The 14,472-nt window shown below is 75.6% G+C and carries 13 protein-coding genes, 1 pseudogene and 1 riboswitch; of the genes and pseudogenes, 7 read left to right on the forward strand and 7 right to left on the reverse strand.

The genetic code is table 11. The features are described from left to right. Positions 1-164 precede the first annotated feature (164 nt). Entirely contained in the window at positions 165-1,598 is a 1,434-nt protein-coding gene (locus ACFV61_RS28990; RefSeq protein WP_244293475.1) for a hypothetical protein, read from the reverse strand. 346 nt (positions 1,599-1,944) lie between these two features. Beyond that, the gene (locus ACFV61_RS28995) at positions 1,945-3,057 is read right to left on the reverse strand and encodes an alpha/beta hydrolase family protein (protein WP_380425517.1); all 1,113 of its coding nucleotides are present in this window, start codon (positions 3,055-3,057) and stop codon (positions 1,945-1,947) included. 319 nt (positions 3,058-3,376) lie between these two features. Continuing rightward, positions 3,377-3,509: riboswitch (cobalamin riboswitch) on the forward strand. A 107-nt stretch (positions 3,510-3,616) separates the two neighbouring features. On the opposite strand from ACFV61_RS28995, the gene ACFV61_RS29000 reads away from it, so the two are divergent. Genes ACFV61_RS29000 through ACFV61_RS29020 form a run of 5 tightly spaced genes read left to right on the forward strand, consistent with a single transcriptional unit; the run spans position 3,617 to position 10,317 of the window. After that, on the forward strand, positions 3,617-4,585 hold the full coding sequence (locus ACFV61_RS29000; RefSeq protein WP_363580577.1) for a cobalamin biosynthesis protein: 969 nt from the start codon (positions 3,617-3,619) through the stop codon (positions 4,583-4,585). Next, positions 4,582-6,120 carry a cobyric acid synthase gene (locus ACFV61_RS29005; RefSeq protein ID WP_380494799.1) on the forward strand — a complete coding sequence of 513 codons (1,539 nt, stop codon included), beginning with the start codon at positions 4,582-4,584 and terminating at the stop codon, positions 6,118-6,120. Before ACFV61_RS29000 ends, ACFV61_RS29005 begins: the two co-directional genes overlap by 4 nt. Next, the gene (locus tag ACFV61_RS29010) at positions 6,117-8,291 is read left to right on the forward strand and encodes a putative cobaltochelatase (RefSeq protein ID WP_380494801.1); all 2,175 of its coding nucleotides are present in this window, start codon (positions 6,117-6,119) and stop codon (positions 8,289-8,291) included. The genes ACFV61_RS29005 and ACFV61_RS29010 overlap by 4 nt, the downstream gene beginning before the upstream one ends. A gap of 6 nt (positions 8,292-8,297) precedes the next feature. Next, a complete protein-coding gene (gene cobO / locus ACFV61_RS29015) occupies positions 8,298-8,903 on the forward strand; it encodes a cob(I)yrinic acid a,c-diamide adenosyltransferase (protein WP_380425523.1) in 606 nt (201 codons plus the stop codon). A 25-nt stretch (positions 8,904-8,928) separates the two neighbouring features. Further along, complete coding sequence (locus tag ACFV61_RS29020; RefSeq protein ID WP_380494810.1) at positions 8,929-10,317, forward strand: cobyrinate a,c-diamide synthase; 1,389 nt, start codon at positions 8,929-8,931, stop codon at positions 10,315-10,317. 61 nt (positions 10,318-10,378) lie between these two features. Here ACFV61_RS29020 and ACFV61_RS29025 read toward each other — a convergent pair whose 3' ends face one another. From ACFV61_RS29025 to ACFV61_RS29040, 4 genes are all read right to left on the reverse strand, one after another. Further along, positions 10,379-10,735 carry a type II toxin-antitoxin system RelE/ParE family toxin gene (locus ACFV61_RS29025; protein ID WP_063349583.1) on the reverse strand — a complete coding sequence of 119 codons (357 nt, stop codon included), beginning with the start codon at positions 10,733-10,735 and terminating at the stop codon, positions 10,379-10,381. After that, positions 10,732-11,193, reverse strand: a complete 462-nt coding sequence (locus ACFV61_RS29030; RefSeq protein WP_063349582.1) for a hypothetical protein — start codon at positions 11,191-11,193, stop codon at positions 10,732-10,734. The genes ACFV61_RS29025 and ACFV61_RS29030 overlap by 4 nt, the downstream gene beginning before the upstream one ends. 69 nt (positions 11,194-11,262) lie before the next feature. Further along, complete coding sequence (locus ACFV61_RS29035; protein WP_380494804.1) at positions 11,263-11,727, reverse strand: hypothetical protein; 465 nt, start codon at positions 11,725-11,727, stop codon at positions 11,263-11,265. A gap of 207 nt (positions 11,728-11,934) precedes the next feature. Beyond that, the gene (locus tag ACFV61_RS29040) at positions 11,935-12,447 is read right to left on the reverse strand and encodes a MarR family winged helix-turn-helix transcriptional regulator (RefSeq protein ID WP_380494806.1); all 513 of its coding nucleotides are present in this window, start codon (positions 12,445-12,447) and stop codon (positions 11,935-11,937) included. A 166-nt stretch (positions 12,448-12,613) separates the two neighbouring features. Between ACFV61_RS29040 and ACFV61_RS29045 the strand changes: the two genes are divergently transcribed. Both ACFV61_RS29045 and ACFV61_RS29050 read left to right on the forward strand, forming a co-directional pair. Then, positions 12,614-13,543, forward strand: coding sequence for an EamA family transporter (locus tag ACFV61_RS29045; protein ID WP_380494808.1), 930 nt, complete (start codon positions 12,614-12,616; stop codon positions 13,541-13,543). Between the two features lie 29 nt (positions 13,544-13,572). Then, positions 13,573-13,869: a DUF1330 domain-containing protein gene (locus tag ACFV61_RS29050; protein ID WP_380336192.1), complete on the forward strand. Its 297-nt coding sequence runs from the start codon at positions 13,573-13,575 to the stop codon at positions 13,867-13,869. A gap of 99 nt (positions 13,870-13,968) precedes the next feature. On the opposite strand, the pseudogene ACFV61_RS29055 reads toward ACFV61_RS29050, so the two are convergent. Beyond that, a pseudogene (locus ACFV61_RS29055) lies at positions 13,969-14,472 on the reverse strand (hypothetical protein); the annotation flags it as partial.

A 14,472-nucleotide genomic window follows, 5' to 3' on the forward strand; every position in this document is an offset into this window, starting at 1 on the left:
GCCCGCGGCCCCGCGTCGCGCGCGCGCCCCCGCGCGGGGCGGGGGCCCGCCCCCTGGGGGCCGTCGCGCGCTCGGCGCGGGGCCGCCCGCGCGCCGCCCCCCCCCCCCCCCCTCTTCGTTGTGCTCGCTCTTCGGCGGGCGCTGCTAGGCGTCGGCGGGCGCTGCTAGGCGCCGCCGGTGTGCACGCTGAACGCCGAGCGGCGGGCCGCCCGCGCCACACCCGGATCCGGGTGCACGCTCGAGACCGCCGACAGCACCGAGGCCGCCCGCGGGTGCCCCGACTGCCGGGCCCGGGCGAACAGCCGCACCGGATCGCCCGCCGCGGCGCCCTCGACGTGGCCCACCAGCAGCTCCGTCTCGCCGTGGTCCAGCACCGCCGCCGCCGTGTCCACCCACAGCCAGGCCGCGTCCTCCGCCCCCAGCACGTCCGCCGGCGAAACCCCCTCGTCCGAGCGCTCCGCCAGCCACAGCAGCGCGTACGGGCGCAGCACCGGCTCGTCCACCGACCCCCGCACCGCCTGCTCCGCCGGGCCGCCGGCCACCCGCAGCGCCTCGAAGGCCAGCCCGCGCACCAGCGCGTCGTCCCCCTGTGCCGCGTCCAGCAGCTCCGCCACCGCCCGATCGGCCGGACGGGCCGCCACCCAGGCGCGGAACTCGGCCCGCGCCGGGCCCGGCGAGTAGTCCGCGCAGGCGTTCAACAGCTCGAAGGCGCTCTGCTCGATGTGCCCGGCCGCGGTCTGCGCGACCGTGCAGATCTCCTCCAGCTTCGCCCGCACCGCCCAGTGGCCCAGCGGCGACAGCTCGGCGGCCTCGTCCCTGCGGACCACGGCCCCGACGGCCGCCAGGCCGTCCAGCATCCAGTCCAGGACCGCGGCCACGTCCGCCGGCGACGGCGGGGTGTCGATCTGCGGCTCCCGGCACGTGCCGCGGACCGCCGACACCGCCGAGGCGGCGTGCGGCACGGGCGACAGGCCCGAACCGTCCGTGCCGCCCACCCGGCGCTCGTCCAGACCCCGGCGCAGCAGCTCCAGCAGTTCGCCGTCCGACACCGGACCTGCCACCAGGTGCAGGAACGACAGCAACTGAGGCGCCTGGTCCACCGCCTGGCCGGCCAGCACCGCGAACACGCCCCGCAGAGCGGCCGGCGGCACCGGGGCCAGCAGCGTCCAGGCGTCGAACAGCGCCGACCAGCCGCGGACCACCGCCTCGTCGTCGTGCTCCCAGGCGTGCAGGCGCCAGCCCGGGACCGCACCGCCGTCCCTGGCCTCCACCAGGCCGACCAGCAGTGCCTGCCCCCACGCCTTGGCGGCGGCGCCGACCGTCATGGCCAGCGCCCGACCCGCCGCACGGGCGTCGTCGGGCAGCAGCTCGCCCCGCTTGTCGACCTCTTCCAGGTCCCCCGCCCAGCGGGCGATCCGGACGGCGTCCACCAGCATCCGGCGGGCCAGCGGCGCCAGCTCGGCCGGCGCGGGAAAGCCCTCCGGTACGGGAACCCTCCCCCGACCGGGCGCCGCAGCGGGCCCTCGTCGGCGGGGTACCCCGGCCCCGCCCGGCTTGCCGGCGGCGGGCCGGTGGGCCGTACCGGGGAGACGGGTCACCGTCGCACCAGTACCGATCGTCGGAGGGAGCGGGGCATCACGGTCGCGCGGATTCCGAGACGTCACGTCGAGCAGTCTTCCCCTTGTACCGGCCTTCTGTCACATCCGGTTGGCTGTACGGACGGGCGGCCGTCGACGGCGCCTCCCCAAGATCGGGCAACAATCGGGCAACAGAGGCAAACCGCCTGGCCGGAAACAGGTGGCGGGGGCATGCCATCCCGGCTCAACCCTTGCGGCGGCGGTCGCGCTACCCGCCCGACCGGTCACACTCCGTGGCTGACGGGTGAGGTCCGGGTTTCGTACAGAGGCCCTGTCGGTGTGACTTCTCGTGCGGGGGGGGCTGGGTTCAGAGAAGGGGGGTGAGCCAGCGGCGGAGGAGTTCGGTGTAGTGGGTGGGGGCCGAGTTCCAGAGGGTGGCGTGGTCGGCGCCCGGGAAAGGCCGGAGGCTGACCACGCCGGGGCGGGCGGCGGCGAGGCGCTCGGCGGCGCGGAACGGGGCGACCTGATCGTCGGGGCTGTGCAGGAGGAGGGTGGGGACACGCAGGTCGGCGCCCTCGGCGATGCGGCTGAAGTCGGCGAGGTCGACGCCGGTACGGCCCTCGGCCGCGAGGGCGCCGAGCTCGGCGGCGGCGCCGGTGTAGCCGGCCCGGGCGGCGCCGCGGCGGGCGGTGGCGGGCAGGTCGAGGACCGGCGAGTCCAGGACGAGGCCGCTGATGGCATGGGCCCAGGCGGAGCGGGAGGCCGTCTGGAGGGCCATGGTGGCGCCGAGGGACCAGCCGTACAGGATGACCCGGCCGGCGCCGCTGTCGAGGGCGAGCCGGACCGCCGACTCGACGTCGCGCCACTCGGTCTCGCCGAAGTGGCCGAGCCCGTCCGGCGAGGCGGGGGCGCCCTGGTCGCCCCGGTAGGTGACGGCGAGGGCGGGCAGGGCGAGGCGGTCGAGGACGGGGAGGACCGGGAGGGTCTGCTGCCGGTCGGCGCCGGGGCCGTGGACGAGGATCACCCAGGTGCCGCGTTTGCCGTCGAGGCGCCAGGCGGGGAGGGCGCCGAGTTCGCCGTCGGCGGCGGTGTCGGTGAAGGGGAGGCCGAGCGCCTCCGTGGGGTCGCCGAGGTGGACGCGGGGGGTGAAGCGGACCTCGGTGCCGGGAGTGAGGGTGCCCCGGTCGGCGCGGACGAGGCGGCGGGTGACACCGTTCTCGTCGCTGTGCAGGACGTCCTCGACGACGGCGTGGCCGTGGTCGTCCCACTCCACGGCCCAGCGGCCGGGGCGCAGGCTCTCGGGGCGGCGGTTGAAGGTGATCCGGCCCGCGGCGAGGCTCCGCACCAGGACGGGGCCCGACTCCCGGACGGCGCTCGCCGGGTGGACCAGCCGTTCGGAGGCCCGACGGCCGATCACCAGGACGGCGGCCCCGGCGCCGACGACGGCGGCCGCCACGACGGCCGCGGTTCCCCAACGCATATCGCTCCCCGCTCTGCTGGTCTTGGCTGCTCTTGGACCGGACGGTGTCCGGGCGGTGTCCGGGCGCTGCTCGGACGGTGTTCGGGCACCAGTTCACCGGGGGGCCGCGCGGGCGGCCACCGGGCTGGGCCGTCCGGGGTACGGCGGGGCGTCGGGCGGGGCGGGGCGTCAGGCGGGCGGGGCGTCGGGCGGGGCGGGCCTCGGGCGGGCGAGAACGGCACCGGCGACAGGGCTCCGAGGTGTGACCAACCCCTCCGTGACCTCGGTTGACTCCCGGTTCGGCCGCGTGATGGGATCCTGGGGCCAAACGGAGGCATGCAGAGGAAGCCGGTGCGAGTCCGGCGCGGTCCCGCCACTGTCACCGGGGAGCACGCTCGGAACATTGCCACGGCGGACCGTCAGAAGCCGCTGGAAGGCCCGGGGGTGCGTCCGACCCGGAAGCCAGGAGACTCTCGCCCCCGGTACGTCGATCCAGGGCGCGGACCCTGAGTGAGGACACGCACGCGATGCAGGCTGCCCCGACCCGCCGGACCCGACGCGGCCTTCCGCCGAACCCGCCGTGCGCCCGCTGACCCGCGCCGCCGCGTTCGCGCTCGGCGCCGCCGCGGGCTTCGCCGCGGACGCCCGCTTCGCCGACCCCCGGCGCGGCCACCCGGTGGCCGTCTTCGGCGGCGCGGCGACCCGGCTGGAGCGGCGGGTGTGGCAGGACGACCGGGTGGCCGGCGCCGGGTACACGGCGCTGTGCGTGGGCGCGGTCGCGGCCGGCGCGGTGGCCCTGGACCGTACGGTGGGCCGGCGTCCGCTGGGCCGGGCCGCGCTGGCGGCCGCCGCGACCTGGACGGTGCTGGGCGGCACCTCGCTGACCCGGGAGGCGCGCACCATCGGCCGGTCGCTGGCCACGGGTGACCTGGCGGCCGCGCGGGAACGGCTGCCGCACCTGTGCGGGCGGGATCCGAGCGCGCTGGACGGGCCGCAGATCGCCCGCGCGGTGGTCGAGTCGGTCGCCGAGAACACTGCGGACGCCGTGGTGAACGCGCTGGTCTGGGGCACGCTGGCGGGCACGCCGGGGCTGCTGGCGTTCCGCGCGGTGAACACGCTGGACGCGATGGTCGGCCACCGCTCGCCGCGGTACGCCCGGTTCGGCTGGGCCTCGGCCCGGCTCGACGACGTGGCGGGCTGGCCGGGCGCCCGGCTGACGGCGCTGCTCACGGTGGCCGCCGCGCCGCAGCCGAAAACGGCCTGGCGGGTCTGGCGGCGGGACGGTTCGGCGCACCCGAGCCCGAACGCGGGCCAGGCGGAGGCGGCCTTCGCGGGCGCGGTGGGCGTCCGGCTGGGCGGGACCCTCCAGTACGGGGAGCGGGTGGAGCACCGGCCGGTGCTGGGCGCGGAGTTGCGCCCGGTGACGGCGGACGACATCGAGCGGGCCTGCGTGCTCTCCCGGCGGGTGGGCGCGCTGGCCCTGGGTACGACGGTCGCGGGGCACGTCGCGCTGCGCTTGCTGACGACACGGTGGAGGGGAAGGGCATGAGCAACGCACTGCTGGTCGCCGGGACGACCTCGGACGCGGGCAAGAGCGTGGTGACCGCGGGCATCTGCCGCTGGCTGGCCCGGCAGGGGGTGCGGGTCGCGCCGTTCAAGGCGCAGAACATGTCGCTGAACTCCTTCGTCACCGCCGACGGCGCCGAGATCGGCCGGGCGCAGGCGATGCAGGCGCAGGCGGCCCGGGTGGAGCCGGAGGCGGCGATGAACCCGGTGCTGCTGAAGCCGGGCGCGGACGGCCGCAGCCAGGTGGTGCTGCTGGGCCGGCCGGTCGCCGAGGTGGGCGCGCTGGACTACCGCGAGCGCAAGCCCGTCCTGCTGGAACGGTCGCTGGAGTGCCTGGCGGATCTGCGCCGCCGCTACGAGGTGGTGGTCTGCGAGGGCGCCGGTTCGCCCGCCGAGATCAACCTGCGGGACCGGGACATCGCCAACATGGGCCTGGCGACGGCCGCCGGGCTGCCGGTGGTGGTGGTCGGGGACATCGACCGCGGCGGCGTCTTCGCGGCGATGTACGGGACGCTGGCGCTGCTGTCGGCGCAGGACCAGCGGCACGTGGCGGGCTGGTTCGTCAACAAGTTCCGCGGCGACGCGCGGCTGCTGGCGCCCGGCCTGGACATGCTGCACGGGCTGACCGGCCGTCCGGTGCTCGGCACCCTGCCGATGCTGCCGGGCCTGTGGCTGGACGCCGAGGACTCGCTGGACCTGTCCACGGTGGTGGACCGGGTCGACGGCCGCGGCCCGCTCGGGGCGGACGTACTGCGGGTGGCCGTGGTGCGCTTCCCCCGGCTGTCGAACTTCACCGACCTGGACGCCCTGGCGCAGGAGCCCGGCGTGCTGGTGCGCTGGGTGACCCGGCCGGAGGAACTGGCCGACGCCGACCTGGTGGTGCTGCCCGGCACCCGGGCCACCGTGGCCGACCTGGCCTGGCTGCGCGAACGCGGCCTGGAGCCGGCGCTGAAGGCGCGGGCGGCGGCCGGGCTGCCGGTCCTCGGGGTCTGCGGCGGCTACCAGATGCTGGCGCGCGGGATCGAGGACGAGGTGGAGTCCGGGGCCGGCTCGGTCGAGGGCCTGGGCCTGCTGCCGACGCACGTGCGGTTCGGCGCCGAGAAGGTGCTGGCGCGCCCGGTCGGCACGGCGTACGGGCAGCGGGTCGAGGGGTACGAGATCCACCACGGGGTGGTGGCCGTGGAGGGGGGCGAGCCGTTCTTCTCCGATGACGACGGGCACGGCCTGGACGGCTGCCGGGTCGGCCCGGTGTGGGGCACGACCTGGCACGGCGCGCTGGAGAACGACGGCTTCCGTCGTGAACTCCTGCGCGAGGTCGCCGCGTTGGCGGGCCGGGCGTTCGTGCCGGCACCGGACACCTCGTTCGCCGAGGCGCGCGAGGCCCGGCTGGACCGGCTGGGCGACCTGATCGAGGAGCACGCGGACACCGACGCGCTGTGGAAGCTGATCGAGGGCGGGGTGCCGGCGGCCGGATCGCTGCCGTTCCTGGCGCCCGGGGCACCTGGGGAGTATGCATGAGTGACGTCCGCTATCCGTTCACCGCGATCGTCGGCATGCCCGACCTGCGGCTCGGCCTGCTGCTCAACGCGGTCTCGCCGGCCGTGGGCGGCGTGCTGGTGCGCGGCGAGAAGGGCACCGCGAAGTCGACCATGGTGCGCGCGCTGGCCGGCCTGCTGCCGACCCTCGCGGCCGTCGACGGCTGCCGGTTCGCCTGCGACCCGTCCGCGCCGGACCCGCAGTGCCCGGACGGGCCGCACGACCGCCCTTCGGCGTCCGAACGCCCGGCCCAGCTGGTCGAGTTGCCGGTCGGCGTGGCCGAGGACCGGATCGTCGGCTCGCTCGACCTGGAACGGGCGCTCGCCGAGGGCGTCAAGGCGTACGAGCCGGGGCTGCTCGCCAAGGCGCACCGCGGCGTGCTCTACATCGACGAGGTGAACCTGCTCCAGGACCACGTCGTGGACCTGCTGCTGGACGCCGCCGCGATGGGCCGCTCGTACGTCGAGCGCGAGGGCGTGTCGGTGCGGCACGCCGCCCGCTTCCTGCTGGTCGGCACGATGAACCCCGAGGAGGGCGAGCTGCGGCCGCAGCTGCTCGACCGGTTCGGCCTGACCGTCGAGATCGCCGCCACCCGGGACCCGGCCGAGCGCGCCGAGGTGGTCCGCCGCCGGCTCGGCTACGACGCCGACCCGGCCGGCTTCGCCGCACGGTTCGCCGCGGACGAGCAGGCGCTCGCCGAACGCATCACCGCCGCCCGGGAGTTGCTGCCCAAGGTGGAGCTGACGGATGTGGCGCTGCGTCAGATCACCGCCGTGTGCGCCGCGTTCGAGGTGGACGGGCTGCGCGCCGACATCGTGATGGCCCGCACCGCCGTCGCGCTCGCCGCCTGGGACGGGCGGACCGAGGTGCTGGAGGAGGACGTCCGCAAGGCCGCCCAGCTGGCGCTGCCGCACCGGCGCCGCCGCAACCCCTTCGACGCTCCGGGGCTGGACGAGGAGCAGCTCGACCGGACGCTGGAGGAGCACGCGCAGCCGGAGGATCCCGCACAGCCATCGGAGCCCTCCGAGCCCTCGGAGCCCGAGGGGTCCGGGGAGCTCGGGGGCTCAGGAGAGGCCGAGGGCGACGGGGACGGCGAGGGCGACGGCCCCGAGGACGACGGTCCGGGCCCGGACGGCGGCCCCGGCGGCGGCCCGGACGGCGGCGGGGCCCCCGAGCCCACCTCCGGCCCGCAGGCATCGGCCGCCGAGCCGGACGAGCCGCTCCAGCAGCCCGTACCGACCCAACACCCCGCCCCCGCCCGGGAGTCGGCGCCGGTCGCGGCCGGCGACCCGTACCGGACCAAGCTGTTCACCGTGCAGGGCACCGGCCACGGCGCCCAGGGCCGCCGCTCCCCCGCCGAGACCACCGGCGGGCACACCGTGCGCGCCCGGCGCCCCCAGGGCACGCTCAGCCGCCTGCACCTGACCGCCACCTTGCAGGCCGCCGCGCCGCACCAGGCGGCACGCGGGCGGGCCGGCCGGGCGCTGGTGCTGCGCAAGGACGACTTCCGCGAACAGGTCCGCCAGGGGCGGGAGTCCAACCTGGTGCTGTTCGTCGTCGACGCCTCCGGCTCGATGGCCGCCCGGCAGCGGATGACCGCCGTCAAGGGCGCCGTGCTGTCCCTGCTGATGGACGCCTACCAGCGGCGCGACAAGATCGGCATGATCACCTTCCGGGGCGCGGACGCCGAACTGGCGCTGCCGCCGACCTCGTCCGTGGAGGTCGGCGCGGCCCGGCTGGAGTCGCTGCCCACCGGCGGCCGCACCCCGCTGGCCGCCGGCCTGCTGCGCGCGCACGAGGTCCTGCGGGTGGAGCGGCTGCGCGACCCGAGCCGCCGCCCGCTGCTGGTCGTGGTGACCGACGGCCGGGCCACCGGCGGGCGGGACGCGCTCGCCCGGTCGCAGCGCGCGGCCGGACTGTTCGCCGCGCAGGGCACCGCCAGCGTGGTGCTGGACTGCGAGTCCGGCCCCGTCCGGCTCGGCCTCGCCCGCACCCTGGCCGGACTGCTCGGCGGCACCGCCGTCAGTCTGGACGAGCTGCGCCCCGAGGGCGTCGCCTCGCTCGTCCGCGAGAACCGCCACGACGGCCGGCGCGACAGCCGCCATGAGAACCGTCGTGAGAACCGTGCCACCACCATGCGAAAGGCGGCCTGAGCCGACATGCCCAAGGGTGTCCCCGAGAGCGTCCCCGACGACGGCCTGACGACCCGTCAGCGCCGCACGCAGCCGATCACCGCCGTGCACACCGGCCCCGGCAAGGGCAAGTCCACGGCCGCGTTCGGCATGGCGCTGCGGGCCTGGAACCAGGGCTGGCCCGTAGGGGTGTTCCAGTTCGTGAAGTCCGCCAAGTGGAAGGTCGGCGAGGAGAACGCGCTGCGCGTGCTCGGCGCCTCCGGCGAGGGCGGCACGGTCGACTGGCACAAGATGGGCTCCGGCTGGTCGTGGATCCAGCGCTCCAGCGAGATGGAGATGGACAGCGAGGCGGCCGCCAAGGAGGGCTGGGAGCAGGTCAAGCGCGACCTGGCGGCCGAGACCTACCGCTTCTACGTGCTGGACGAGTTCACCTACCCCATGCACTGGGGCTGGGTCGACCCGCAGGAGGTCGTGTCGGTGCTCAAGGACCGCCCGGGCAGCCAGCACGTCGTCATCACCGGCCGGTACGCACCCGAACCGCTGACCGAATTCGCCGACCTGGTCACCGAGATGACCAAGGTCAAGCACCCCATGGACGCCGGCCGCAAGGGCCAGCGCGGTATCGAGTGGTAGACCGTTGAGCACTGCCGGCAGGCCGTTGGCCGCCATCCCCCGCCTCGTCATCGCCGCACCCTCCTCGGGCGCCGGCAAGACCACCGTCGCCACCGGCCTGATCGCGGCGCTCGCCGCGCGCGGACTGGCGGTGTCCCCGCACAAGGTCGGCCCCGACTACATCGACCCGGGCTACCACGCGCTCGCCGCCGGGCGCCCGGGCCGCAACCTGGACGCCTTCATGTGCGGCCCGGAGCGGATCGCCCCGCTCTTCCTGCACGGCGCGGCGGGAGCGGACGTCGCGGTGGTCGAGGGGGTCATGGGCCTGTTCGACGGGGCCTCCGGGCGGGGGGAGCTGGCCTCCACCGCGCACGTCGCCAAGCTGCTGCGGGCGCCCGTGGTGCTGGTGGTGGACGGCTCCTCGCAGTCCCGGTCGGTGGCCGCACTGGTGCACGGCTTCGCCTCCTGGGACCCGGAGGTGCGCCTCGCCGGGGTGATCCTCAACCGGGTCGCCTCCGACCGGCACGAGCAACTCCTGCGCGAGGCCCTGGAGGAGGGCTCGGGCGTGCCCGTGCTGGGCGCGCTGCGCCGCTCCACGACCGTCGCCACGCCGTCGCGCCACCTCGGGCTGATCCCGGCCGTGGAGCGCTCGGCGGAGGCCCTGCGCGCCGTCGCCGACATGGGTGAACTCGTCGCCGCCTCGGTCGACTTGGACGCCCTGCTCGAACTCGCCCGGACGGCACCGGAGTTGAACGCCGAACCGTGGAGCCCGTCGGCCGAGGTCGACCCGGTGGCCGGCACGCCGCGGATCGCGGTCGCGGGCGGCGCCGCGTTCTCCTTCTCGTACGCCGAGAACGCCGAACTCCTCACCGCCGCAGGCGCCGAGGTCGTCCCATTCGACCCGCTGCACGCCACGGCACTGCCCGACGGCACGGCCGGCCTGGTGATCGGCGGCGGCTTCCCCGAACTGTACGTCCGGGAGCTGAGCGGCAACACGGCGCTGCGCGGGGCCATCGCGGCGTTCGCCGCCGGCGGCGGCCCGATCGCCGCCGAATGCGCCGGACTGCTCTACCTGGGGCGCGAGTTGGACGGCCTGCCGATGTGCGGCGTACTGGACACCGGCGCCCGGATGACCGAACGGCTCACCCTCGGCTACCGGGAGGCCGTCGCCCTGCACGACTCCCCGATCGCCCGGACCGGCACCCGGGTACGCGGCCACGAGTTCCACCGCACGGTCTGCGAACCGGGCGCGGGCGAACACCCCGCCTGGGGCTGGCGCCTGCCCACCGGCCCCCGCACCGAGGGCTTCGCGGGCAGCCACGTCCACGCCTCCTACCTGCACCTGCACTGGGCCGGAGCCCCGTCCCTGGCCACCTCCTTCGCCTCCGCCGCAGCCGCCCACCAGACAACCCCCGCGAACCCCACGTCACCCTGACCCCCCTCGGCGGGCCACCCGGCCCTGCGTCGGCAGGGCCCGAGGGCCGGACGCCTGTCCGCTACGCCTCGGTGTCCTTCGGATGCCTGGGCGAGGCATAGACGAGGTGGACGACGCGGGCCGCCTCGTCCACCACGTACCGCACCCGGCCGCCGGCGGTCACCTCGTACTCCCACTGCGGCAGCTCGACGCCCCCGAACACGCGGGCGGCCAGCCGGCCCCGCAGCCGGTGCTGTCGATCCGGATCCCCCGTGGACAGGGGGTTCGCCCGGAGCGCCTCGAAACAGCGGCGGGCGTTCCCGGCCGCCTCCGCACACAGCTCTCCCCACCCCTTGGCAGCCTCCGTCGTACCGAATCGCAGCCGCCACTCCGTCCCGACGGGCGGGGGCGGCACATCATCACCGCGCTTCGGGCTCACGGCTCGATCACCTCGCCGTGATCGTCGCCGGGCAGGGGCCTGGCGAGCTCTGCCGCCAGCTCCGGGTCCGCCAGCACTCTCGCGGTGGCGCGCCACTCGACTATCACCCGGTGCAGATTGGCGTGCACGTCCAGGTCCACGGCATCGCGCGTCGCGTCCACGAGGTCGACGACGAACTCGCGCACCTCCGCGGCCGACAGGTGCCGGACCCAGGGGAAGACGGCGGGGAGGGCCAGGAGCACCGCCTGCGTGCCCTCATCGCTGCTGATCAACGCGGCGAACAGGCGAGCGGCGACATCCGCGGTCTGCTCGCGCTGACGGTCGTGACGCTCGGTGGTGAGGTACAGGTCCTCCCCGTCGCGGCGCGTGACGTGCACGCGCTGGACTCGCTCCACACTGTCCGCGACGCGCTTGGAGTTCTTCGACAGATCGGAGAACGACACGGTGAGAGTCGACATGGCTCGACGCTAGTTCGGAATACGTTCCGAAGTCAATCGCACGGGCCGCCCGGCCGCGCCCTGCCCGTCTCAGGACGGGCCGTTGCCGAAGGTGCCGGTCAGGGGGTCGGGGCGGTCGGCGCGGTGGCAAGTGGCGCAGCGGAGGCGGGTGTAGATCGCCACCGGGCCCATGAAGACGTCCTCGCGGCCGTCCGCCAGGGAGGCGGAGGCGGCCGGCCCACCACAGTCCAGGCAGACGCGGCGGGGGCGGGCGGCGATGGAGCAGGCGCGGCAGAGCAGGTGGGTCGGGTGCTCGGCGTGGACGACCACGGGCTGGGGGCCTCCGTCGAGCAGATGGACGCACCACGTGCAGGACTCGTCCACCTGCGCCGCCAGCATCCGGGCCCTGGTCTCCTGCTGCCACCTGGCGGCCTTCTGCACCGGGACCGTCACCGGCGGCCCCCACCCGGCGGCACTGAGCCACTGGGCCCCCTCCGCCCCTGCCGCCCGCAGCTGGTCGTCGACGGCGATGTCCCTGGGGGTCTTGTCCTTCATGGGCTCCTCCTCCGGTGCGGTTCCCGCCGGGTTAACGCCACCGGGGAGGCCGTGGACACGCGAACTGCCCGACCACTACAGCCACCTGCCGCTGCCGCCGCCCGCGCACGCCCGGACCGACCGTCACCGCGGGGCCCGCCCCGGCCCCCCAACGTACGCCGAAGCGCCGGGCCGCGCGGCGGTTCAGGCACAGACGCCGGGGCGCGCTCAGCCCAGCAGGGGCTCGGTGTCGCCGTGCGCGATGAGGAGCTTGCGCAGCAGGGTGTCGAGTTGGGCGCGCTCGTCGGCGTCGAGGCCCGCGAGGATGCGCTCCTCGTTGCGGACGTGGCCGGCCAGCGCCGCGTCGATGAGGTCCTTGCCGGCCGGGGTGAGGCGGACCAGCACGGCGCGGCGGTCATCGGGGCAGGGGTTGCGTTCGACCAGGCCCTTGGCGGAGAGACGGTCGACCCGGTTGGTGATGGCGCCGGAGGTGACCATGGCGGCCTTGAGGAGGGCGCGGGCGTTGAGCTCGTAGGGTTCGCCGGAGCGGCGCAGGGTGGCCAGGACGTCGAACTCGGAGGAGTCCAGGCCGCAGGAGCCGAAGTACTCGCGCAGGGCGCCGTCGACGCGGACGTTGAGGCGTCGCAGCCGGCCGATCAGGCCGATGGCCTCGGTGTTCAGGTCGGGGCGGGTCCTGGTCCACTGCTCGACGATCTCGTCGACGGTGTCGCGCTGCTGCATGGCCTGACGCCTCCTTGGTTGCCGCTCGCCGCGGCTCGGGGCCGGGGCTCATGGCTCGGGGCTGGACTGCGGGCAACTATCTTAACATTCACATACTTGACGTTCACTCACCCAGGGGCGTACTAATTATCTCAACGTTCAGATAATCAACGTTGAGGGGGATGTCATGGGTGGAACACGCGCAGGAGTGGCCGTCACGGCGGCACTCGCCCCGGCGGCCTGGGGCACGACCTACCTGGTCACCACAGAACTCCTGCCCGAAGGCCGTCCGCTGCTGCTCGCCGCCCTCCGGGCCCTCCCGGCCGGACTGCTCCTCCTGCTCATCGGCCGCAAACTGCCCAAGGGGCGCTGGTGGGGGCGCGCAGCCGTGCTCGGGATGCTCAACATCGGGCTGTTCTTCCCGCTCACCTTCGTCGGCGCCTACCGCCTGCCCGGCGGCGTCGCCGCCACCATCGGCGCGATCCAGCCGCTGCTCGTGACCGGCCTCTCGATCGGCGTCCTCGGCGTACGGCCCGGACGGCGGGCACTGCTCGCAGGGCTCGCCGGCGTCGGCGGCGTCGCCCTACTGGTACTGAAGAGCGGCGCACGACTGGACGCCACCGGGATCGCCGCCATGGTCGGCGCGATCGCACTGATGGCCACAGGCACCGTCCTCACCCGCCGCTGGGGCCGCCCGGAAGGGGCCACCCTGCTCGACCTGACGGCCTGGCAGCTGCTCGCCGGATCACTGTTCCTCGTCCCGCTCGCGGCCGCCGTCGAAGGCGCGCCGCCCGCACTCAGCGGCGCCAACCTCGCCGGGTTCGCCTACCTCGGGCTGTTCAGCACCGCGCTCGGCTACGTCCTCTGGTTCCGCGGCATCGACCACCTCGGCGCCGGACCGGCCTCCTTCCTCGGCCTGATCAACCCGGTCGTCGCGACCGTGGGCGGCCTCGTCGTCCTCGGCCAGACCCTCACCCGCTGGCAACTCCTCGGCCTGCTGCTCGCCCTCGGCGCCATGCTCGCCGGCCAGGCCCCCACCCGAAAGCCCACTCCCGCTCCCGACCCCGACACCGCCACCGTCCCCAACGCCCCCACGCTCGCCCCGGCCACCCGCTGACCACCGACCGCCCGGACAAGGAACACACCATGCACTACGTCCTCATCACCCGCACCGACCACACCCCCGACGCCGCCCTCGGCCACTACCTCGCCAACGTCGGCGCCACCATGGAGCCCTACCAGGGCCGCCTGCTCGCCTTCGACACCCCGGCCCGCCTCGAAGGCGAGACCGCCTACACCAAGACCGCCATCCTCGAATTCCCCACCGCGGCCGACGCCGACGGCTGGTACCACTCCCCCGCCTACCAGGCCCTCGCCACCTGGCGCATCACCACCATGGGCCACCCCGTCACCATCACCACCGTCCCCGGCCTACCCGCCTGACTTCACCCACCAACACAGCAACACAGCAACACACCGCAGCCCCGCCGAGCCCCACCGGCGGGGCTCCGGCTCGTCATCGGCACCCGGCGGGCTGCGGCCTCAGCCGGTGGCGCGGATGTAGATGTCGGCGGCGCCCGGGGCGGCGCCGGGGATGGTGGCGACGTAGATGCGGCGGGTGGTCTGGGGGTGGGTGGGGGGCGGGGTGGGGGTGAGGGAAGGGGTGGGCGTCGGGGTGGGGGTTGGGGCCGGGGGGAGGGTGACGGAGGGGGTGGGCTCGGGGGTGTCGTCGTCGAGGTCCGGGGTGGGGTCGGCGTCGGGGTCGGGTTCGGCGTCGGGGTCGGCGGCCTGGAGGCCGGGGGGTGCTGCGGGTGCCGGGGGTGCCGGGTCGGCGGTGGTGGCGTCGGGGGTGGGTGACGGGGTGGGGGTGGGCTCAGGGTCCGGGGGGAGTTCGGGGGCCTCGGCCGGGCCGTGGGCGCCCCCGGGCGGGGGGGGCTGGGGCCGGACGGGGGGGGGGGGGGGGGGCGCGGGGGGCGCCCTGGAGGCGCCGCGGGGGGCGGGCCCCACCGCGCGAGAGGCCCCCGCGGGGGGGGGGGTGAGCGCGGG

The sequence above is a fragment of the Kitasatospora sp. NPDC059817 genome, from assembly GCF_042731835.1.
In the GTDB taxonomy this organism is placed as follows: Bacteria; Actinomycetota; Actinomycetes; order Streptomycetales; family Streptomycetaceae; genus Kitasatospora.